This window comes from Methylobacterium sp. ap11 (genome assembly GCF_900110515.1).
Taxonomy (GTDB): Bacteria; Pseudomonadota; Alphaproteobacteria; order Rhizobiales; family Beijerinckiaceae; genus Methylobacterium; species Methylobacterium ajmalii.
Map to the genome: position 1 here is coordinate 113,139 of NZ_FOEB01000016.1, position 21,819 is coordinate 134,957.

The window sequence follows — 21,819 nt, forward strand, 5'->3', positions numbered from 1 at the left end:
CCGCCGGAGAAGCCCCCGTCGCCCCGCGACGGGAGCTTTTAGTGGTCTGTGTCAAAACTCAATCAGCGTGGCCGTGCAATGGACCGCAGTGGGTCGAAATTACCCGTTGGGCAGCGCGACCTATTGCCTTCGAGATGAACTCGTAGCCGCTCGTTGAAGGCATGCGGTGCTTCCAACGGAGGGAAGTGCCCGACGCCGGGTAGCACGTGCAACGACGCACCCGGGATCCTGTCGGCGATCTTCTGTCCTGCGGCGACCGGGGCGTTCACGTCCTGCGCACCGGCCACGACGAGCGTCGGGCAGGCGATGGTGGGAATGCGTGCTTCAAGGTCGAGGTCCGCGATCATCTCCCACATCTCGGCGTAGACGGCTGGGTCATGCCGCAGCACGATCTTGGCGGCACGGTCCAGCACGTCGGGACGTCTGGCCCGAAATGAAGCCGGGAACCACCGCTCCAGCGTTGGAGATACGATAGCGGCCATACCATCCGCTCGCGCGACACGCGCTCGCTCGCGCATCGCCTCACGTACTGGATCGGTCAGGGTGCAGAGGGTGGCGACCAGCGTCAGTGAGCGCACGAGATCGGGCCGCACGAGCGCGAGGGTCTGAGCGATCATGCCGCCAACAGAGATGCCCACCACGTGCGCAGATCCCGTGTCGAGAGCGGTGATCACGTTCGCGGTGACAGTAGCCAGGGCATCGAAAGTATAGGAGCCATCGAGGCGCGGTGATGCGCCGTGACCCGGCAGATCGAAGGCGACGAGATCGTGGTCCATGCCGTAGGCTGCGAACTGATGGTCCCACCATGTGAGGTCGAGGCTGACCGCGTGGATGAACAGGATGGGTGCCCCACCGCGTGGTCCTGTTCGAATGACATTGACGTGCAGGCCACTGTACATCTTATCCCAAGCCATCGGCAGCCTCGCTTCGCATGACGCGCAAGAAGCTCTTTGCTACCATCTCGGAGGCTGTCTGTGCGGTAGCGCTCACTGCGTGAGTGTCGCGACTGGGGCGAAAGCTGATGCACACACGGTCAAGCTGATTGCGCTTTGTATGCGGTCAATTTACCGCACATCAAACGCGCCAATGCTCAAGAGATACGGTATTATGCACCTATGTCTTTAGTTAATACAATGCCTGAAGCACCATCTTCGCGATAGATTTCCTCTATGCCGCCGACGCGAAATGCTTCAACAATATTATTCATTGTTCGCGCGTGTGGCACTTGCGAACCGTTTTCGTAGCGCACGACAACGAGGCGTTGCACACCCGCACGCTTAGCAAGCTCCGTTTGGGACCAGCCGAGAGCCGCGCGTGCTGCCTTGACCAGCCGCCTATCCATCGCTGCGATCTCGATCACGAAAAAGTGATCGACATAAAACGATACTCTGTGTATCGTTTTCCCCAAGGGAATCTATCTTACGCTTGTCCGCCCACAGAGGAGTGCAAGCGAAATGCTTGACATCGATCCCGAAATCATCGCGTCCGCCCTCGACCGGCATAGTGATTATCGTGTCCTCCGACGTCATAAGCCTCGCCATATCTTCAGCATCGCGGCTCCTGGCGAGGAGGTCCGACACGGACTCATCATCGACCTGGAGACGACAGGCCTGGATCCAGCATACCACGAGATCATCGAGGTTGGCTTGCTGCCGTTCGTTTACACTGTTGACGGCCGGCTGATCGAAGCCGGCGTACCGTATGGCTCATTCCAGCAGCCCTTCGGCCCGATCTTGCCAGAAATCACAAGACTAACTGGCATAGACTTGCCGATGGTGGAGGGGCATATCATCGATCGATCCAGGGTTACAGCGATGGTCGACGAGGCCGATTTCGTCATCGCGCACAATGCAGGGTTCGACAGAAGATTTGCGGAAGACCTTTGCCCTATTTTAGCGCAGAAACCTTGGGGCTGTTCATTGACCCAGGTTCCATGGGCCGCCGAAGGTATGGGTAGCAAGCTCAGCTACATCGCGTCCGATTTCGGGATGATCTACTCTGCTCATCGCGCGGTCGACGACTGCCAAGCGACGCTCGAGATACTGTCGAGACCGCTGCCTCAATCGGGTCGAACCGGCTACGAACACTTAATCGAGAACGCATTCAATCCGACATACCGGATCAAAGCCGTTCGCACACCGTATGATAGCAAAAATACTCTTAAGGCTCGGCGGTATCGGTGGGACGACGGAAGCAAGACTCATGTGAAATGCTGGTACAAAGACGTTCCAGAAGCCGAAGTGGCGAGTGAACTGGCGTGGCTGCGGCTCGAAATCTATCGCTATGAAGCCGATATACCGATCGTTCCCATCTCGCCGTATGACAGGTTCTCCGGCCGCGCTTGACGCATCCCATCGATTTCGTGCCGATACGTAAGTACTCGCAGCGAACGTGAATCACGGCGATTCATCATGAATCGCCGGTTAACGGCGCTCGATTCGCACCGTTTCGCAACGGTACAACAGCGACTCAGGACAAAAAAACGAGTCGGAGCAAGTGGTTGACTCGATTGAGATTCTTCGCGAATCGCGCCCGGCGTCCCCCCGGCACGCAAGCCGCGAAAAAGCGATGGCGCTAGCAACGCACTGAATTTTGCGCTTAAGTTTTCGACACCGGAAGGCGACAGACCGCCAACCGCGAAACGAAAAGGAGACCGCGATGCGCAGTCTATGATCTTGATCTACTCGGTTCACCAGGGGACATCTGATTGCAGTCGGATGTCCCCGGCGGTGATGACCCGAACGCCGACGCCTCAGCTGTAGCAAGCCGCGTCGGCTATCCCCCTGAGAGGATGCTGTGATCGACCGTATGCGATCAATCGCATACGGTCTGCACAGGCTTGAGATTCGCACGGTCATCAGTGCGATGCAAGAGCCTGTGCGCCCTCGAAAGGGCGACACTGGCCCAGCACAGCATCCTCATCGTCTTTCAGTTCAGTCGCCCTCCCCGCGCCGCCCCGCGTCGCAGGATCCCCGCCGGCTGTCCGCTTCACTTCCCGTGTCGCTATGCGGCGCACGACGACAGATGAGGATATACTCATGTCCAGCACACAAAATCGTCAGAGCAATTTTACGGTCGATCTCACCCCGAATTACTTCTGCTCCCGGCAAGTAGCGACCGTCGACCATCGTATGCTCGCGCTCTCTCCGGAAGTGCGGAGCAATATCGAGATTTATATTTGTTCAGAATTTGATATTTTGAAATTAGAATACGGCTCGTTCAATGTAATATTTTCGCGAGACGACGGATCGTTTAGTCGCTACAGCTTCGCATTCCGCGCCCACACAATTTGCGGAAAGCGTCTCGTGATTGCCGTCGATGACGAAGCGTACGCCAAAAAGCATAATTTGGGAGAGTATCTCAAAATTTTGCAACGGCTGATTTCGCCAGCTGTGGCGGACGAAATTTACTTGCTGACCGAGCGTGGGCTCGACTGTTCGGCAAGTCCCGCCGAACACTGACGGCAGGCCGTCGGTCACGATAAACCCCTTCTTCTCTAACTGAATTCGACGGCGGTCAGCAGCACCGCACGACTTGGCGCGCTGAGCCTTCAGCTTGGCCGTCATATCACCCTCAGAAATTAGAAGGATGTATTTATGACTAAGCGTCGTAATCGCACGCTCGATGATGCCTGGCACCCAACCGAGCCGAGTTTAGCGCATCGCCTGCCAACGAGGTTTCGCTCACGCGGGTCGAACCAAGGTATACTCGTCACGACTGGAGACGCCCCGCGCCAAATCTTCTACGAGTCGAGCGGCGAGCTAGGCTTGTTGCACTACGCGCTTGCTCGCGGCGACATCGTCGATGTTCGTGAGCAACAAGCAGCAATTTATCGCGATGATGCTGGAGTCGTCCGAACTCACTATTTCGACGCTGTCTTAACGATGCGCGACGGCACGCGCAAAGCCGTCTCTTATAAGCCGCGTCGCCGCGCGGAAGCGCTTCACTTCGCAGACTACCTCGGCGATTTGGCTGCGCGGATTTCTCCGGTGGTCGCGGACGAGATTATACACAACACAGAGCGAGATCTGCCGAAGGATGCTTTACACAATGCAGCGCTGCTGCATGACTGCCGACGCGATTCACCCGGCGAAGCCGATGCGGCCGTTCTCGCCGTCCTTGCGAAAGTGACTGGTCAGATCAGCGTCGCGGATTTGAGGGACGCGACCTCTTACGAGGGAGAGGCGTTCCGGGCGATCGTCCGTCTTATTGGTGCAGGCTGTATCGTCGCGCAGGGCACGGGCCGCATCTCTGGCGGCACGCTTGTGCGCGCCGCCAAGCGGAGGGCTGCGCGATGAGCGGGCCAACGCCAATCGTACCACGCTACCAACTCGGAGTTGCTGATCGCATCGTGCTCGGCGGCGGTCGCATCCTGACATGTAAAGGTATAACGCCGACTGGCTACGTCATGCAGCCGTTCGGTACTGATATTGCCGATCACGTCAGCTTCGCTGAGTTCGAAGCCGAGCGACAGCATCCCGAATTTCGCCAAGACACGGCTTACTACACCGAGGCCCGGGCCCGCGCTCGAGCTCGGACGCTGCTTGAGAGCACGGACGAGATCCCCGTCGAGGAGCTGCCACGTGTCCGCTTCGCTGAGGCTTGCGTCCTAGCATTCCTGCGCTTGGAGAAGCTTCACCGCGAGGATCCCCCTCCGAGGGACAAGCAGCGCGTCAATCGTACGGCTCCGGGCTTCGCCGAGGCGATGCGTCTCGCTGGACCGGACTTGCTACAGCTCGACTACGCCCGGCGTGAGAAGTCAAAGCGCCGTGGTGGAGCGTCGGATCGTAGTAAGCAGCAACCGAGCGTGACGAAATCGGGTGCACCGCGGAAGATCCGCGCAGGGACCGAGATCGTCTTCCGTTCGCTTCCAGGTCCGCGAACTCTGCAAACATGGCTTGGCGCGTACGAAGATGCCGGCTGCCAAGCCTGGGGTCTGCGCCAATGTCACTGCAACTCTGGCAACCATCTCGACCGATTCGAGCCTGACGAGTACGCGCTGCTGCTCGACGCGATCGATGACTACTTGAGCTTGAAGCGGCACTCGTATGACCAATGCTACGAACGCTACATTGATGCGCTCGCTGAAAAGAACAAAGAGCGTGCTGAACTCGGCCTGCAACCTCTCAGGCAGATCGGGAAGAGCACATATCGCGCTCGAATTCAAAGAATATCGCTCTTTAAGAGGGACGCAGCTCGCTACGAATTAGACTATGCCATACGGAAGCATTGCGCGACGAAGCAGCGCTTCGATGTCACGCAGATCGGAGAACTCGTCCAAATCGATGGGTGTCAGCTCTCTCTGATCCAGCTTTGCGTCGAGAGCGGTGTCTGGGCGACGCTGACGCCAGAGCAGCAGGCGGCCGTACCGCGCAAGCGCTGGTACCTGCTGCGCGCGTTCGACGTTGCCAGCCGATGCATCCTCGGCGAGCTCCTCACTCCGTCCGAGTCGACGAAGGCGGCGATCACGCTTCTACGCATGATCATCAACGACAAGACCGCGCTCGCTACGGCGATGGGAGCGAAAACGTCATGGGAATACGCGTGCCTACCTCGAGCAATATCGCCCGACGGCGCATTCGCTTTCCGTGGGGAGTGGACGCGTCAGGTTCTCGCCGATTTGCGCGTCCAGTTCGACGCGTCACAAATCGGGCAACCGAACAGACGAAGCCACGTCGAGCGATCTTTCGGAACAACGCGAACCGAGTTCCTGTCGCTATTTAGTGGCCAGACGTTCGCGAATGTTGCCGACAAAGGGAGCTATAATGCGGTCGAGAATGCCAGTCTCTTCATCGACGAGCTCGCCCAGGCGCTGGTGATCTACGATGTCGATGTCTATCACAATTCGGCTCATGAAGGCCTGAACGGCGAAACTCCGCGCAATGCGTGGATCCGCTTGATGCGCGAGCGTGGAGCCGTCCGCGTCGTACCGGGCGCGCACCAGCAGCGCGCTATTTTCGGCATCCATCTCAAGCGAACGCTGACAAAGACGGGCATTCGCGTCTTCGGCTTGCACTACCAGTCCGAAGACCTGGCTCGGGTACTGGCTAGTAATGGCGGTATCGATCTCCCGGTTCGGCTTGATGTGGAAGATCTGGGATGGATCTCCGTCCAACTCGGAAAAGCCTGGGTAACGGTCCCGTGCGCGACCGCCGGGTTGGAGGGAGCGACAGTCCGGGATTGGCTGTCCGTCGTCCGCGATCAGCGCCGTCGCCACAAGACCGCCGCGGCCGCAAGCCGGCCGGTCATCGCGGAGGCGCTGCAGAAGATCCGGACGATTGCCGCCAAGGCCGAACGTCGGTTCTCGATCGCTCCGCATACATACAACGCCGACCAGATCGGCCGCGCCGAGGATGAACTCTTCCGCGGCTTCGCCGTCCCGGTGGAGACGCACCGGCCGGATCGGTCGTCGGACGCGGACCCACTGGCGCACGGCATCCCGGTGACGGGCCCCGTCACCGATCCGGAGCTTGGGCCGACCAAGTCCAAGAGGCCGCCGAAGACGCGCGCTGCGCAGGAGCATCCGACCGAGACGCCACCGCCCGAGAACGATGCCGACGACGACTGGATCATGGAGACGCCCGATGTCTGATCACGTGATCGACCCGTTCAGCCATTTTCGCAGCGTTCGATCCGACGCCCAAGCGCGACGGACGGCAATCATGCAGCGCGTCCGCGGGACGTACTTCCGGCATCCGAAGCACGAGGAAGTCTCGGAACACATCGACGACCTCATCGGCCTGATGATCGAGGTCCGTGAACGTCAGGATGACCCGGACAGCGCCCGCGAGCACGAAGCGCGCGGGATCGCCATCATCGCCGAACCGCGAGCTGGGAAGAGCACTCTGCTGCGGCGCGTCTTCCGGGAGCATCCCGCTTTCCCGGCGTACGGTCGGCCGAACTGCGCGCTCGTGACGGTCACGCCGCAGGGCGCATGCACCCTCGATCGATTCGCGCTCGACACACTGCGCAAGCTCGGCATGCCGATCAGCGAAGTTCCGCGGCAGGAGATCCGCCTGGCACATATGATTCGCAACCAGCTGAAGCTGATGGGTGTCAAGATCCTGCATATCGACGAGGCGCACCACATCACGCAGCCTGCCAACGCAGTTCAGATCAAGAGGATCATCAACACATTCAAGTGCTTGATGATCGACGACGAATGGCCGGTGTCCCTGATATTTTCCGGCATCCCGGAACTTACCGCGGCCCTGCAGAAAGACACCCAGGTCGGCGAGCGACTGAAGTTCGTGTCGCTGGACGGCCTGACAATCGACGGCGACGCGCAGCGGATGGGCAGCATCGTCCGGCGTCTGGCGCAGGTTGCCGAACTTGAGATCACGCCTGAGCATATCGCGGGGATCACGCCCCGTTTGATCCACGCCGGCGGGTATCAGCTCGGCCGGTCGATCGAGTACGTCCAGGACGCGATCGAGTGCTGCTTGAAGCGTCTCGACCGGACGACGAGCGGCACGGTTACGCCGAGCCCCCTCCTAGTCCCGGAGGATTTCGCGCGCGCTTTCGCCCGCAGCCGAGGCGTGCAGGCCGACGACAACCCGTTCGTCGTAGGGGACTGGGAGGCTACTGACCCGTTTCGCGCGCTCGGCACCAGCTCGACCTTCGCCGACGACGATCGGGGGCCGTCCAGCCGCGCTACCGCAAAGTTCAAGGCGTCGAGGAAGGGATGCTGATGTCCAAGCTCCTCCCTTTCCTCGCGCTGATGTCCGACGAGAGCGTCACGAGCTATGCCGCCCGCGTGACGGCGCTCCATCATGGAGGCTCGGTCCGCGCGTTCCTGCGATGCTTTGGTATCTCATATAAGCCGATCGTAGCTGGAGATCCGGATGCGCTCGCGGCGTTCGCGGATCTCACGGGCGTGCCGACGGTCGACTTGACGCGCGCGGCCTTGGCCGTACAGGGCCACACCTCCTGTTACCGAGGCGAGATCATTCAAAGAAAGATGCTGCGACATGCACGGTCGCACGTCTGTCCAAGGTGCCTCATCGCCGATCTCGCGACGTCGCGCCTGCCGCCGCCGGCCGCTGTCTACGGTCGAACGATTTGGCAGTTCAGCCCGATCCGGGCCTGCCCCCATCACCATGTGATGCTGGAGCCGATCCGCGAGGTTGAGCACGGCGACAAGGCCCACGACTTTGCGCGGACCGTTGCGTCCAGTCTCCTCACCCTCGAGGCGCGGGCGGCCTCGGCCCAGGCCGTCACCCCCTCGGCCGCCGAGGCCTACCTCGTAGCACGGTTCTCCGACGCCCCCATAGCGTCACCATTGTTGGACGCGATGCCGTGGTACGCGGCGGCGCGAACTTGCGAAGCGCTCGGGATCGTCGCATTGCACGGACCCCGCGCGGGACGCCGTGGCTTGGGCCAGATCGCTCGGCGCGACGCCGCCGCCCACGGATACGATGTCGTCCACGGAGGCGAGGCCCGGGTTCGCGACCTCCTGGATGATCTCCGGGGCCGGCGCGCCTCGCGCACGAAGGGACGTGACGGTGCCCGTGCGCTCTACGGTGTCCTGCATGACGTCCTGACCTATCACCGACCGGATCCGGCCTACGCTCCGCTGCGCCAGATCGTCTACGAGCATGCCCTCCGGAACGTGCCGATCGGTCCTGGGGACACCCTCGTCGGCCTCCCCGTCACGCGCCGACACATCCACTCGATCACGACCGCAGGTCTCGAGACCGGCCAGCATCCGAAACGCCTGCGCAAGATCCTCATCGCCGAAGGGATCATCACGCGGGACGCTCCGCGCAAAGATTCGGAGGTCCTGTTCGACGCGATCGCTGCGGCACCCCACCTGCGCCAAGTCGCCAAGGGTGTTCGCCTCCGCGGCGTGACCGCCCACCTGCGGACGCGATACGCCCACACACTCACCTTGACCCGAGGTGGCTTCATCAAGCCGTTCGTGACACATGCGGTCGAACGACAAGGCCAACGTGCCACCTACGCGGTGGCCGATCTCGACGATTTCCTAGACCGCCTCACGCGTCGCGCCGTCGTTCATCCGAACCCGGAGCCGCCGGTCATGGACATCCCTGAGGCGGCCAAGCGCGCCTACTGCACCATGCCCGACCTGCTGCGCATGATCCTCGATGACGGCCTCGAGTGGATTGGGAGAGACCCCGAGACACCGGGCTTCCATGGCGTCCTCGTGAACGCCGACGAAGTCTTGGAGAAGGTGCGCGCACCCGATTTGGACGGCCTCACCGCAAGCGACCTGCGCACGCGTCTCGGTATTCACCAGCGCGCCGTCACTGGGTTGATCGCCAATGGTTATCTCGCCCGCGAGAAGTGGATCAACCCTGTTAATCGGTGTCCCGTTCTCATCGTGCGATCGCAGACAGTCGATACGTTCGAGCGTGAATACGTATCTCTATCCGAACTGGCTCGACGTTACAATGTGAACGCCTACAAATTAAAGGCAGACTTAGATAGGCGTGGAAAAAAACCTGCGATCACCAACGAAAAGGTTGGGGCGACATTCTATCTAAGAAGTACGATGATGTAGCAAATGTCTATCATTGAATCAATGGGGCCTCGGCGAAAGCCGGGGCCTTTCTTTTGGTTCATTGCCGGAACGCTCATCGCTATGCTCGATGACCGAGCGGCTAGGCGCAAGATTATGCTGTGCAGCGACGCAGCATTATGCTGTCTGGCGACGCAACATTATGGTGACAAGGATCGCGCAAAATAGCAAAGCCCAAAATGAGAACGCTGAGGAAACAATGACTTACAGGGTGTTTTCGGAAAATCTATGGTGTTTGTGACGCCAGGCATTCTGAAACGCACACCATAATTTACCCTTTTTGGGTGCGTTCTTGTCCACGATCTCAGCATAATTTGGCTACTGCGCACAAACCCTCTTGAGATATAAGGGCTTTTTCCGATGAGGCATTGCGCCTTGCTTCGAGGCCGCTGGCAGCGGATTCGCACTGCCCCTGAACTGGCCGAATCTGCCCTGGCATCTCGAGCTGCGTCGTGATCGACGCGACTTTACCGCTGGGGTGTGACACGGCCGAGTAATGCACTCGCTGGCTTCAAAGATCGCCCGCCTTGGCGCATATTGCAACGGGATCACACTTCCATAGCAGTGACGTTCATTCGGCTACTGCGAACCCGCGGTGCCAGAGGGGCATTGCACGAAGCTCGCTCAGGAAGGTCGTTGTCTCGTGACGGCGCAGTGCACCTCGCGACGTTCGAGCGTAGGACCGGGCCGAGCGTGAGTTTCCGGCTGGACCTCTCGACTGTGCCCGTCACATCGCGCGTCCGGGCGACTCGCCGCAGAAGGCCACCCCAGCCTCCTCGTTGAACCACTCCGGGTTTTTCGGAGGCTGATTGTCTTGGGTCAGGCGGCCAGGGCTTGGTCGCCGACGTGAGTATGAGAGCGCGCTTCAGCCTCGGCGGGAGGGACGTTGCCGATCGGCGCGAGCAGGCGACGGTGGTTGGACCAGTCGACCCACTCCAGGGTGGCGTTCTCGACCGCTATGATGGAAGCGCCACGGCCCGCGCCGATAGATCATCTCCGCCTTGAACAAGCCGTCGATCGTCACCGCCAGAGCGTTGTCGTAAGAGCCGCCGACGCTGCCGACCGACCGCTCGATGTCCGCTCCGGCCGGGCGCTCTGTGTACCGTAGAGCCAAGTATTGGGTGGATTCAAGTGGTCGTCGCAACGGCTTGGCGGGGGGGCGGTTGTGATGGCAGGTCGGCGGCGTTCGGATCGGTGTCTTCGAGAGACGCGTCGGTCACCGGGTCGTCCCGGGGTGGAACAGGGAGCCGAGATGGCCGAGCATGCGCGCTTACGGATCGACGCGGGTCTGCAGGCCTACTTCTGCGATCCACGTTCGCCCTGGCAGCGGGGGACGGCCGAGAATACGAACGGGTTGCTGCGACAGTACTTCCCGAACGGCTCGGATCTGAGCGCCCACGGCGTGGACGATCTTGCTGCTGTGGTTGCCGCCCTCAACGGCAGACCGCGCAAAACGCTGAACTGGAAGACGCCGGCAGAGGCACTCGACGCTGTTCTTGCGGACGTGCAAAATGGTGTTGCGATGACCGCTTGAAACCAAGCAGTTCCTCGGCGTTTCGCCCGAGCAGCCAATCTTCGCAGTAATCGACTGGATCGCCGACCATTGCGAGCCGTGCTCGCCCTCATGGTCGCGTACCATCCGCACGGCGCATTCGCGCACCTCGGGGGAAAACGGGGCTGTTCGCTTCGTCATGGCTCCATCCTCTCAGAAGGGGGAGCCTCCGGGAAACCCGGGACGGCCCACCTGTAGGCGATGAGCATCAGGGACATCGCCCGCTTCGACGGTCACGGCTGGGGGCGGATCGACTTCCCCGGTCATCCGACGATCCACTGAGCACGCCGTCCGAACGGCCCCGGCCTGGACCGCGGCGACGGTGGTAGGGGGATCGAGACGTTGCCCGTGACGCGGCCGTCTGGCGCCCGACGGCACCACCGGCCCGGGGAAGGTTGCCGCCACGGGTTGTCCGTTCGGGGCGGATTTCTGCTGTCGCGCCCGTGGCCGGGGTCGCCGGGCCGCCCTATCCTTTCCCTAAGGTGAGGTTGCAGCGGCCCGCGCCGCGATGCCCGATCCAAGGACGGAGCCGCCGCCCGTGAACGACCGCCTCTACGGCTTCTACAATTCCGAGCTCGAGGCCCTGCGCGGGCTCGGCGGGCAGTTCGCCCGGGCGCACCCGAAGATCGCCGGCCGGCTGCGGCTGTCGCCGGACGCGGTCGACGATCCCCACGTCGCGCGGCTGATCGAGAGCGTCGCCTTCATCGCGGCGCGGCTGCGGCTCAAGCTCGACGACGACTTTCCCGAGATCGCCGAATCGCTGCTCGAATTCCTCTATCCGCACTACCTCGCGCCGATCCCCGCGCTGGCGGTCGCGCAGGTCGACTTCCCGCCCGACCTCAAGCAGGCGATCGTCCTGCCGCGGGGCACGAATGTCGAGACCGACCCGGTCGAGGGCGACATCTGCCGGTTCCGCACCACCCAGGAGGTCTCGCTGTGGCCGGTGCGGGTCACCGCAGCCGCGCTCACCGGGCGACCGCTCGTCGCGCCGCCCTGCCCGCATATCGAGGCGCCCGCGAGCCTGCGCCTCGTCCTCGAGACCCTCGACCCGGGGGTCACCTTCACCGATCTCGGCTTCGATTCCCTGCGGTTCTACCTGCGGGCGCCCTGGCGCCAGGCGGTGGCGCTCTACCGGCTCCTCCTCACCGAATGCGTCGAGGTCGCCATCGCCGACCATCCCGAGGACCGCTCCGCCACCTTCCTCGGCCGCGACGCGATCCGGGCCGTGGGCTTCGAGGCCGAGGAGGCGGTGCTGCCGCCCGCGCCCCGGGCGCATCCGGCCTACCGGCTCCTCACTGAGCTCTTCGCCTACCCGCAGAAGTTCCTGTTCGTCGACCTGACGCGGATCTCCGCCCGGACGCTGCGGCAGGCCGGCAACCGGCTCGAGATCTTCGTCTACCTCTCGCGCCACGCCGCCGACCTGGAGCGGGCCTGCGCGCCCGGCACCTTCGCGCTCGCCTGCACGCCGCTGGTCAACCTGTTCCCGCAGGCCGCCGAGCCGATCACCCTCACCCACGCGGCGCGGGAATACCCGATCGTGCCGGATTCGCGCCGGCACGCCACCCGGGAGGTCTACGCGGTCGAGCGCGTCACCCTGACCGACCGGGCCGGCCAGACCCGGGACGCCGTGCCGCTCTTCGGCCGCACGCTGACCGGGGCGCACGAGGCCGGAGCGGACGAGGCCGGCGCGCTGTTCTGGCAGCTTCGCCGGCGTCACCTGCCCGAGGGCGGCGAGGGCACGGATGCGCGCCTCGCCCTCGTCGACGCCGAGGCCTCGCCGGCCTCGCCGACCGACGCGGTGCTGTCGATCGACACCACCTGCCTCAACCGCGACCTGCCGGCCCGCCTGCCCTACGGCGGCGACCAGCCGGTGCTCAAGGTCCTGCGCGGCCCCGGCGAGGTCGGCCGGCTGCGGGCGCTCACGCCCTTCACCCCGACGCTGCGGCTCGAGCCCGGCGACGGCCTGCTGTGGCGGCTCGTCTCCCACCTCACCCTCGGCCACCTGTCGCTGTCGAACGCCGAGGGCGGGCCGGAGGCCCTGCGCGAAATCCTGCGGCTCTACGATTACCGCGACGCGCCCGAGACCCGCAGCCTGATCGACGCGATCGTCTCGGTCACCCATCGGCGCACCACCGCCCGGGTGGCGGAGGGCGGGCTCGCCCGCGGCCTCGACATCGAGGTCGAGATCGACCGCCGCTTCGCCGAGCCGGGCGCCGCCTTCCTGCTCGGCCAGGTGCTCGACCGGTTCTTCGGCCTCTACGTCAACCTCAACAGCTTCACCCGGCTCACCCTGCGCGAACGCGGGGCGGCGGTACCGATCAAGACCTGGGCCCCGCGCTCGGGCGCGAAGGCGCTGGCGTGAGCGGCGCCGGCGAGACGCGGACCCTCGGCGCGCGCCTCGACGCCGAGATCGACCGGTTCGACCCGTTCGAGGCCCTGCGCCTGATCGAGGCGTTCCGGACGCCGGAGGGCGGGCGCGACGGCGAGGGCCGGCCCGGCGACCGGGACGCCGTCCCCGAGCCCGCGCTCGCGGTCGGGGCGGTGACGAACCGCCACGTCGCCACGCCGCTCGCCGCCCCCGGCACCTTCGGGCTCGACCGGCGCGGCCTGCCGGAGGCGGCTTTCGTCGGCCTCGTCGGGCCGCTCGGGCCGCTGCCGCCGGTCTACACCGAGGTCGCCCTGCGCGAGCGGCGCGCCCGCAGCCCGGGGCTCTCGGCCTTCCTCGACCTGTTCCTCGCGCGGGCGACCGCCGCCTTCCTCGACGCCGACGAGAAGTACCGGCTGCCGGCCCGGATCGCCAGGCACGGGATCGACGGCGGCGACCGGATCACCGAGGCCCTGCGGGGCATCGCCGGCCTGATGCTGCCGGCCCACCGCGACCGTCTGGCGACGCCCGATTCCGAGCTCCTGCCCTATGCCGGGCTCCTCGGCCGCGCGGTGCGCTCCGCCGCCGGGCTCGAGGTGCTGCTCGCCGACCGGCTCGGCCTGCCGGTACGGGTGGAGCCGTTCCGGGTCCGGCGCCTGCCGATCGCACCCGAGGAGCAGACGCGGCTCGCCGGGCCCGCCCCGGCCTATGGCCGCCTCGGGGTCGACGCGGTGGCGGGCGCGGGCGTCCTCGACGCGACCAGCACCTTCCGGGTCGTCCTCGGCCCGGTCGACGCCGCGGCCTTCGCCGACCTCGCCCCGGGCGGCGCCCGCATGGCCGAGCTCGTCGAGCTGGTGCGGCTCTACATGGATCCGGGCCTCGACTTCGACGTGCAGGTGCTCCTGCGCAAGGAGGACGTGCCGGAGGCCCGGCTCGGCGCGGACGCGCCGGCGCTGGGCTGGAACGCCTGGCTGCGCCAGCTGCCGGCGGAGCGCGACGCCGACCAGTCGGTCTTCGACCCCATGCGGGGCGCGCTCTGAGGCCGCGCGACCGCCGCGACAGCGAGAAGGAAGGATGCATGATCGTCGGTATCGATCTGGGAACCACCAACAGCCTCGTGGGCGTCTGGGCCGAGGGCGAGGCCCGGCTGATCCCGAACGTCTACGGCGAGGTCCTGACCCCCTCGGCGGTCTGCCTCGACCGGGACGGGACCGTCGCGGTCGGCCGCCCCGCCCTCGACCGGGTGGTGGCCCAGCCCGGGCTCGCGGCGGCGGCGTTCAAGCGCTTCATGGGCAGCCGGCACGAGGTGCGGCTCGGCAGCCGCACTTTCCGCCCGGAGGAGCTGTCGGCCTTCATCCTGCGCCAGCTCAAGTCCGACGCCGAGGCCGCGCTCGGGCGCGAGGTCACCGAGGCGGTGATCACCGTGCCGGCCTTCTTCAACGACGTGCAGCGCCGGGCGGTGCGCGCCGCCGGCCAGCTCGCCGATCTCAAGGTCGAGCGCATCCTCAACGAGCCGACCGCGGCCGCCCTCGCCTACGGCCTCCAGGCCCGGCACGCGGAAGGCGGCAAGATCCTGGTCTTCGATCTCGGCGGCGGCACCTTCGACGTCTCGGTGCTGGAGATGTTCGACGGCGTCATGGAGGTGCGCGCCACTGCGGGCGACGCCTTCCTGGGCGGCGAGGACTTCGTCGACGCGATCGTGGCCTGGTTCGAGGCGACGACCGGGCTCACCGGGGCCGATCCCGGCGTCCGGGCGCGCCTGCGCCGCCAGGCGGAGCTCACCAAGCGCGCCCTCGACCGGGAGCCCGAGGTCGAGATCCGGATCGAGGCCGGCGACCGGGAGCACCGGGCCGTCCTCACCGCGGCACGCTTCGCCGACCTCGCAGAGCCGCTGCTCGCGCGGCTTCGCCGCCCGGTCGAGCGGGCGATGGGCGACGCCCGGCTCGATCTCGGCGACCTGTCCGACGTGGTGCTGGCCGGCGGCGCCACCCGGGCGCCGATCGTGCGCCGGCTCGCCGCCCGGCTGTTCGGCCGGCTGCCGCTGTCGAGCCTCGACCCGGACGAGGTGGTGGCCCGCGGCGCCGCGGTCCAGGCCGGGCTCAAGGCCGGCGACGCCGCGCTCGAGGAGACGGTGCTCACCGACGTGGCGCCCTTCACCCTCGGGGTCGAGGTCTCCGAGCCCGACGCCTCCGGCCGGCTGCGCCCGGGCCTCTACATGCCGGTGATCGAGCGCAACACCCTGATCCCGGTGAGCCGGACGAAGACCGTGCATCCCTGCGCGGACGACCAGCGCCGGGTGACCTGCGCGGTGTTCCAGGGCGAGAGCCGGCTGACCAAGGACAACATCCCGCTCGGCGAGTTCACCCTGACCCTGCAGCCGCGGCCGATCGACCGGCAGGCGCTGGAGCTGCGCTTCACCTACGACGTCAACGGCGTGCTCGAGGTCTCGGCCACCAGCACCGTCGACGGGCGCAGCGAGCGGCTGGTGATCCAGAACTCGCCCACCCCCCTCGACCCGGCCGAGATCGAGGCGCGGCTCGCCGCCCTCGCCGACCTGAAGATCGCCCCGCGCGACACCGAGGCCCACCGCGCCCTCCTGGCCCGCGGCGAGCGGCTGTTCGCCGAGGCGCTCGGCGCCCCGCGCGAGGCGGTCGGTCGGGCGATCGCGGCCTTCGAGCGCGCGCTGGATTCCGGCGAGGTCGAGGTGATCGCCAAGGCCGCGGACGACCTGCGCGCGACGATCCGCAGCCTGGAGGCCGCCCCGTGACCGGGCCGTCCGGCCCCGCTCCGGCGGAGGAGACCGGGGTGGCGGACGAGCGCGGGGCGGCCCTCGCCCTCCTCGGCCTCGAACCCGGGGCGGACGAGCGCGCGCTGAAGAGCGCCTATGCGCGCCGGCTGAAGGCCGTGCGGCCCGACGTCGATCCGGAGGGATTCCAGGCCCTGCGCGCGGCCTACGAATCCCTGCGCGGCACGCTCGGCGATCCGGGGGCCGGGGCGGATGCCCGCCCCGCCCCGACCGTCGATCCGGCCGCCCGCGACGACCTCCTTCACCGCCTCGACGCGCGCCGGCGCAGGGGCGATGCGGCGGGCGCCCTGGCGGTCGTCGACGCGGCGCTCTCGGGCGGCCTCGACATCGCCTGGCGCGAGAGCGTCGAGGACGGCCTGTTCGACCGCCTGGCCCGGGACCCCTCGGCCGGCCCCGCGCTGCTGCGGGGGCTGTCGGAGCGCTTCGCCTGGGGCGAGGCGACGACGCGCCAGAGGGCGCGCGACGCGGAAGGGCTGGCGCTGCTGCGGCAGCGGATCGAGGGAATGGAGATCGCCGACGCCCTGCGCGGGCGCGCCGAGGCGGTCCGCCGGGGCGAGGGCGCGCCGGGGGACACGGTGCTGCTGCGCCTGCTCGGCCCCTACCGGGTCGGGCTGTTCGACCGCGGCCTCGACGATGCCGAGCGCGAGGTCGCCGTCGAGGTGCTGAACGCCGTGATCGGGCCGCTCGCCGAGGTCGACGGTCTGATCGACGCCCGCACCCTCGCGGCCCTGCGCGGCGCCCTCGGGGCGGCGCCGCTCGCCGCCGCGCCGTCCGCGGCCGTCGCGCCACCGGGCGAGGCCGCCGAGGCCGCGAGCCGGGCGCCGATCAACCCGCCGAGCCGATGGAAATGGTCGTCTCTGGGCATGGTCTGGCTCGCCATCGTCATCCTGGGCAACGTCGCCAAACACTGGGAGGGCGGGTCGGAGCCGCCGGCCCCCGCGGCCGTGTCCGCGTCCTCGTCCTCACCTTGGCCGGTGCGGGAATCGACGACGCGCCGGCCGCCGGTCGAGATGAACTTTCCGGTGCACACGCGACAGGCCGACGGACGGCTCGGGCTCGACCTCTCGACGCTCCTGTCCCCGAAGGCCCGCGCGGTCCTGAAGGCGGTCCGCATCGGCCCCCCCGACCGCAAGCCCGCCAGGCTGGACCTCGCGGCGATCGAGCGGGAGCCGATCCGCTTCGTACCGCCCGGCGGGACGACGCTGCGGGTGCAGCTGGTGTTCGACGACGATGCCGTCACGGAGTTGTACGACTTCGATCTCGCCGAAGCCGTGCGGAAGGCCGAGGCCGAGGACGACACGGCCTCGCAGCCCTCCGCGTCGGACGTCCATTTCCAGCCGAAGCTGACCGTCCGGGACGGTACCCTGTATCTCGACCTGTCGGACATCCTGCGGCCCGCCAACCGGGCGGGCCTGCGCGAGATCCGGCTGCGGGCGGCGCCCGGAGCCCCCGAGCGGGTGCTCGACTGGGACGCGATCGCGACCGCGCCGCTCCAGCCGATCCCGACGACCTCCGAGCGGATGACGCTGCGCGTCGTCATCCGCAGCGGGGCGAGCAGTTCGGACCAGGTCTACGACCCGGCCGCGCTCCTGGCCGCCCATAAGCGGCAGAGCGAGCGGGCCGCGTCCCCCAGCCCCAAGTCGTCCCGATGACCGAGCCGTCCCGATGACCGAGCCGCCCTTCCTCTACCTCGACGACGCCGGCTACCGGGGCGAGCCCTTGCGCTCGGCCTACGCGCTCGGCGCCTGCTACAACCTCTACCACGAATATCCGGTCGATCTGCCGCTCGATCCCGAGACCGCAGGGCGGCGGTTCCGCCCGCAGCGCGACCGGGCGGAGGGATGGCTGCGGCGGGACTGGTCGGTCGAGGACCGGGTCGACCTCGTCGCGGCGATGGGCTGGCTCGGCCGCGACGGCCATCGCCGCGACCACCGTGCCCTGGTGCGGCGCTACTGCGCCCTGCCGGGCCCCGCCTGGCGGGAACGGGAGGCGATGCTCGCCGAGCACGCCGGAGCGGGCAACGATTCGGCGCGGACCGCGCTGTGGCGGATGCGGGCGGTCGAGCGCGACCTCCTCGGCTGCCGCACCGCGTGCTTCCTCGCCTTCGACGCGGCCCGCGCCGCGCAGCTCGCCCGCAACGGCTACGTCCTCGGCTTCCTGTCGCTCGACGAGGTGAGGGCCTACCTGTTCGACCTCGCCCGCGAGGTCTCGTTAAGCTTCGCGAGCTGGCAGGATTACGGCCGCGACTTCGTCGTCGGCCGGGCGTTCTGGGCCGGCGCGCACGAGGCCGAGCCGTGGGACCCGCTGATGCGGCGCCTCGACACCGAGATCGACAGCCCCTGGCGGCGCATCCTGTTCGGCTTTCCGGAGGACGAGACCAGCCGGGGCGTCACCTCGGCCGACACCCGCGACGGGCCGTGCTGGACGCTGGAGACCGCGCCCGCCGCGGCGGCCTCGTGAGAGGGAGGATCCGATGATGGGACTGGACGCGCTGCGGGGCCGGATCCGCGACGGCCGCGCCGCCCGGCAGCGCCGGGCCGCGCTCAAGCGGCACGGGCTCGCCGTCCTGCCGCTGCGGCGCGACATGCCGGAGGCGGAGGACGACCTCGCCGCACTCGACCGCCTGTGGCAAGCGGGCGAACTCGACCGCTTCGACGCGCTCTACGCGGCGGCCGAGGCGCGCGACCTGATGATGGGCAACGCCCTGAAGCTCCACGTCGTGCTCTGGACCGAGCTCCTGGCCCGCGCCGAGGGCGCCGGCGACGGACGAGCGCTCGACCGGCTCTGCGAGCCCTTCGCGCGGTGGTGGGAGCGCAGCGGCACGCCGATGGCCGGGGCGGCCTACGCCTCGGCCCTGCTCTCCGCGGCTTTCGCGCATCGCGGCGGCGGCTACGTCGACACGGTGTCGGAGGCGCAGTGGGCGGCGTTCAACGCGCGCATCGAGACCGGCCGGGGCGTGCTCGACGCCTGCGCGGCGTCGGGCGCCGGCAGCCTGCCCTGGGCCTGGACGCACTACGATTACGGCCTGCACGGCAACGACGGCTTCGAGGACTTCCACGGCCGCTTCATGCGCGCCTGGTCGCTCGACACCGCGAACTGGCAGATCTGCGTCGCCCACGGCGTGCGCCTGCTGCCGCGCTGGTTCGGCGACGGGATGGGCGACCTCGAAAGCTTCGCCCGCCACGCCGCGAGCGTCGGCCAGGACCGGTTCGGCGCCGGCCTCTACGCGCTGATCTACGGCCGCGGCTACGCGATCGGCGACCACGACGTGCGCGACACGCTCTGCGACGTCGATCTGCTGATGCGCGGCTACGAGGACCTCGCCGCGCGCTATCCGTGCCAGAGCATCTACAACCGCTGGGCGGCCGGCCTGTACTTCGCGCGCCGGTACGGGGCGTGCGCAGAGGTGTTCCGCACCCGGATCACCGCGATCGTGCCCGAGGTCTGGCTCGGGCAAAGCCAAGAGAGGCAGGTGGACGATGCACTCGACACGATCCGGGCCGTCGGTGGCTAAGCTGATTTCGACGAAGCGGTTACCGGTTCGGTGCCGGACATCTGCGACAAGACAAGAACCCGAGCGGGCGAAGCGTTGGCCTGCCTACGCAAGTCTGCTCAGGGCGCCGGCGCGAGGCGGCCGATGCCTCCCTGCGGCGTTCCCCGTCCTCGTCCTCGGCGCCCTCGCGGGGCCGGCCGCCGCGCAGGCGCCGTCCGGTCGGGCCGCCCCCCTCCTCACCCCGAGGCCGGTCTTCGTCCCCGGCCTCTACGAGACCGAGAGCCGCAACAGCCGGTTCCGGGACCAGGGCGTGACGAGCCGGACCTGCTTTCCCTCAGCCGACTACGAGGCGTTCCGGCGCGAGACGCTCGCCCAGTACGAGACCAATCCCGAATTCCTGGAGGGATGCCGGCTCGGCGACAGCCGCGAGATGCCGGACGGCTTCGCCTTCGCGATGGACTGCAAGGGATCGAAGGTCGTCCTGACCTTCCATTTCGGAAAAGATTCGGTCTCCTCCACCACCCGCACGCTGATCACGGACCGGCCGGAATACTCCTCCGAGATCCTGACCCTGTCGCGCCGGGTCGGCGACTGCCCGGGCCAGGCGCCGGGCAAGGGGACCTGAAACGAGACCCGGGACGGACCCGCAACGCCCGGTATTATGCAGCAAGCTCACCGGAAAGCGTTGATGTTGTCGCATCAAAATGGTTGTCGTAACCGGTGGCTGGACTGGTCGCAGCCCGACCTAGCTAAACGCTCGAACGTAGGGCTGAGCACGATCCACCAGTTCGAGAACGGCTCGCGCACGCCCATCGCCAACAACCGGCTGGCGATGAAGCGCGCGTTTGAGGAAGCCGGGCTCACCATGTTGGACGCCCGGCCGGGATCGCCTTTACGGGCGACGCTTCTGAGTCAGATCAGAAAGGAAGCGGTCCAACTCCGTGATGCGCGAGGCCGCGCACGATCTTGCTGACCGTGCCGCCGTTAACGCAGAAGTAGTGGGACGCCTTGGCCTGAGACCAGCCAAGCACTTTGACAGCGTGAATGATATGCCCTGCCGTCTCGCGGTCGCAGGGAAACTCGTATTTAGCCATAAGTAGTTAACTCGCCTGAGTGCGATTTCGAACTACCCGGCTTGAAGGATGCCTCTAGACGTGCAACATTAGGGCCGCGGGGCCTTACACGCCAGTCTCTCCGTAGGCCGGTTGGTTAGGTTCGTGGCCGGGTTGGCGTCGGAAGCGCCGATCCGGCCTCTCCCCTCTCCTAGAGGGGGTGAGTGATCGCAATATCGTTCTCCTCGTTGGCGCCTGACCGGACGCGGGGTGGAATGGAGAGCCAGATTTCAGAGGATATCGTCCTCATATTCTGACTCAGCACCTGAGCCGTCCGACGCACGACCGTTGGACGGCTCATTCTTAGAAGATGAGGAGCCGCTAGGCTCGGACTCGTCTTCTTCCTCCTCCTCAGTGGAGGATGAATCTGGAAGAAAATACTTTCCGCCGCTCTTTACCAGCCTTTTCGCCTTCGCCAGGCGCCAAAGCGTTGGCCTGATAATATTTGGATCTGGATCGGGCATATAACGACGCTTGATCTCCGAGATTATTGTGGTTGCGTCGACGCCTTCCCCCCAAATATCTTCGCTCAGAATAGCGAAGATCATATCGGGTACTGTTATATCAATCAGCTTCGTTTGGACTCCTGATGTAACGGGCTGATCATCAAGCCTGCCAAGTGGCGCACCCTTAAACCCCAATTTCTCCAGGGCCCTTATGGCGACAAGGATCTCCTCGTTATCGCGCTGCAAAGTCGCAAGCCTCTCGCTAAGGCGAGTAATCCTTGCAGCGTTGGCGCTACGCTTTCGCATAAGCGCGTCGATTGGGTTCTGATCGATCATAGGCGGCACTCTGCGCACGATGCAACGTGCCGCTCAGGTGGCTGCTTGTCAAGCCGCCATGTCAACTTGCAACGCCGGCTTGTTGAAAATCTTGCTTGATAAGCTCCGGCCCCCCGACCTTTCATCTCCATCAACGCTTTCCGATGGGCTTGCTGCATAATACCCGCA

Annotated in this window: 16 protein-coding genes and 3 pseudogenes; 14 read left to right on the plus strand and 5 right to left on the minus strand. The window is 66.2% G+C overall.

What is annotated here, in order from left to right; genetic code table 11:
* Positions 1-62 precede the first annotated feature (62 nt).
* A complete protein-coding gene (locus BMX97_RS21555) occupies positions 63-899 on the minus strand; it encodes an alpha/beta fold hydrolase (protein WP_177202304.1) in 837 nt (278 codons plus the stop codon).
* Positions 900-1,105: 206 nt separating this feature from the next.
* Entirely contained in the window at positions 1,106-1,360 is a 255-nt protein-coding gene (locus BMX97_RS21560; protein WP_143074679.1) for a helix-turn-helix transcriptional regulator, read from the minus strand.
* Between the two features lie 94 nt (positions 1,361-1,454).
* Between BMX97_RS21560 and BMX97_RS21565 the strand changes: the two genes are divergently transcribed.
* The 6 genes from BMX97_RS21565 to BMX97_RS21585 all read left to right on the plus strand — a co-directional run bounded on the left by BMX97_RS21565 (position 1,455) and on the right by BMX97_RS21585 (position 9,523).
* Positions 1,455-2,345 (plus strand): 3'-5' exonuclease, encoded by an 891-nt coding sequence (locus BMX97_RS21565; protein WP_091753308.1) that lies wholly within the window; start codon positions 1,455-1,457, stop codon positions 2,343-2,345.
* A 693-nt stretch (positions 2,346-3,038) separates the two neighbouring features.
* Complete coding sequence (locus tag BMX97_RS32270; RefSeq protein WP_143074680.1) at positions 3,039-3,461, plus strand: hypothetical protein; 423 nt, start codon at positions 3,039-3,041, stop codon at positions 3,459-3,461.
* Between the two features lie 309 nt (positions 3,462-3,770).
* The gene (locus BMX97_RS21570) at positions 3,771-4,298 is read left to right on the plus strand and encodes a hypothetical protein (protein WP_244538572.1); all 528 of its coding nucleotides are present in this window, start codon (positions 3,771-3,773) and stop codon (positions 4,296-4,298) included.
* Positions 4,295-6,592, plus strand: coding sequence for a Mu transposase C-terminal domain-containing protein (locus BMX97_RS21575; RefSeq protein WP_091753310.1), 2,298 nt, complete (start codon positions 4,295-4,297; stop codon positions 6,590-6,592). The genes BMX97_RS21570 and BMX97_RS21575 overlap by 4 nt, the downstream gene beginning before the upstream one ends.
* Positions 6,585-7,691 carry an ATP-binding protein gene (locus BMX97_RS21580; protein ID WP_177202305.1) on the plus strand — a complete coding sequence of 369 codons (1,107 nt, stop codon included), beginning with the start codon at positions 6,585-6,587 and terminating at the stop codon, positions 7,689-7,691. Before BMX97_RS21575 ends, BMX97_RS21580 begins: the two co-directional genes overlap by 8 nt.
* The gene (locus BMX97_RS21585) at positions 7,691-9,523 is read left to right on the plus strand and encodes a TniQ family protein (protein ID WP_091753338.1); all 1,833 of its coding nucleotides are present in this window, start codon (positions 7,691-7,693) and stop codon (positions 9,521-9,523) included. Before BMX97_RS21580 ends, BMX97_RS21585 begins: the two co-directional genes overlap by 1 nt.
* A gap of 837 nt (positions 9,524-10,360) precedes the next feature.
* Here the strand turns inward: BMX97_RS21585 and BMX97_RS21590 are convergent.
* A pseudogene (locus tag BMX97_RS21590) lies at positions 10,361-10,664 on the minus strand (IS3 family transposase); the annotation flags it as partial.
* 114 nt (positions 10,665-10,778) lie between these two features.
* Between BMX97_RS21590 and BMX97_RS21595 the strand changes: the two are divergent.
* A pseudogene (locus BMX97_RS21595) lies at positions 10,779-11,075 on the plus strand (IS30 family transposase); the annotation flags it as partial.
* Positions 11,076-11,087: 12 nt separating this feature from the next.
* Here BMX97_RS21595 and BMX97_RS32275 read toward each other — a convergent pair.
* Positions 11,088-11,234 (minus strand): annotated as a pseudogene (locus BMX97_RS32275) (IS3 family transposase); the annotation flags it as partial.
* A gap of 397 nt (positions 11,235-11,631) precedes the next feature.
* Here BMX97_RS32275 and tssF point away from each other — a divergent pair.
* From tssF to BMX97_RS21630, 7 genes are all read left to right on the plus strand, one after another.
* Positions 11,632-13,455, plus strand: coding sequence for a type VI secretion system baseplate subunit TssF (tssF, locus tag BMX97_RS21600; RefSeq protein ID WP_210187663.1), 1,824 nt, complete (start codon positions 11,632-11,634; stop codon positions 13,453-13,455).
* Positions 13,452-14,498 carry a type VI secretion system baseplate subunit TssG gene (tssG, locus tag BMX97_RS21605; protein WP_177202306.1) on the plus strand — a complete coding sequence of 349 codons (1,047 nt, stop codon included), beginning with the start codon at positions 13,452-13,454 and terminating at the stop codon, positions 14,496-14,498. The genes tssF and tssG overlap by 4 nt, the downstream gene beginning before the upstream one ends.
* A gap of 38 nt (positions 14,499-14,536) precedes the next feature.
* Positions 14,537-16,225 (plus strand): Hsp70 family protein, encoded by a 1,689-nt coding sequence (locus tag BMX97_RS21610; protein ID WP_091753312.1) that lies wholly within the window; start codon positions 14,537-14,539, stop codon positions 16,223-16,225.
* The gene (locus BMX97_RS21615) at positions 16,222-17,916 is read left to right on the plus strand and encodes a J domain-containing protein (RefSeq protein ID WP_143074683.1); all 1,695 of its coding nucleotides are present in this window, start codon (positions 16,222-16,224) and stop codon (positions 17,914-17,916) included. Before BMX97_RS21610 ends, BMX97_RS21615 begins: the two co-directional genes overlap by 4 nt.
* 13 nt (positions 17,917-17,929) lie before the next feature.
* The gene (locus BMX97_RS21620; protein WP_091753314.1) at positions 17,930-18,724 is read left to right on the plus strand and encodes a DUF1266 domain-containing protein; all 795 of its coding nucleotides are present in this window, start codon (positions 17,930-17,932) and stop codon (positions 18,722-18,724) included.
* Positions 18,725-18,737: 13 nt separating this feature from the next.
* On the plus strand, positions 18,738-19,778 hold the full coding sequence (locus BMX97_RS21625) for a hypothetical protein (protein ID WP_143074684.1): 1,041 nt from the start codon (positions 18,738-18,740) through the stop codon (positions 19,776-19,778).
* A gap of 289 nt (positions 19,779-20,067) precedes the next feature.
* Complete coding sequence (locus tag BMX97_RS21630) at positions 20,068-20,382, plus strand: hypothetical protein (RefSeq protein WP_091753316.1); 315 nt, start codon at positions 20,068-20,070, stop codon at positions 20,380-20,382.
* Between the two features lie 717 nt (positions 20,383-21,099).
* On the opposite strand, the gene BMX97_RS32280 is transcribed toward BMX97_RS21630, so the two are convergent.
* Positions 21,100-21,651: a hypothetical protein gene (locus tag BMX97_RS32280; RefSeq protein ID WP_143074685.1), complete on the minus strand. Its 552-nt coding sequence runs from the start codon at positions 21,649-21,651 to the stop codon at positions 21,100-21,102.
* Positions 21,652-21,819 lie beyond the last annotated feature (168 nt).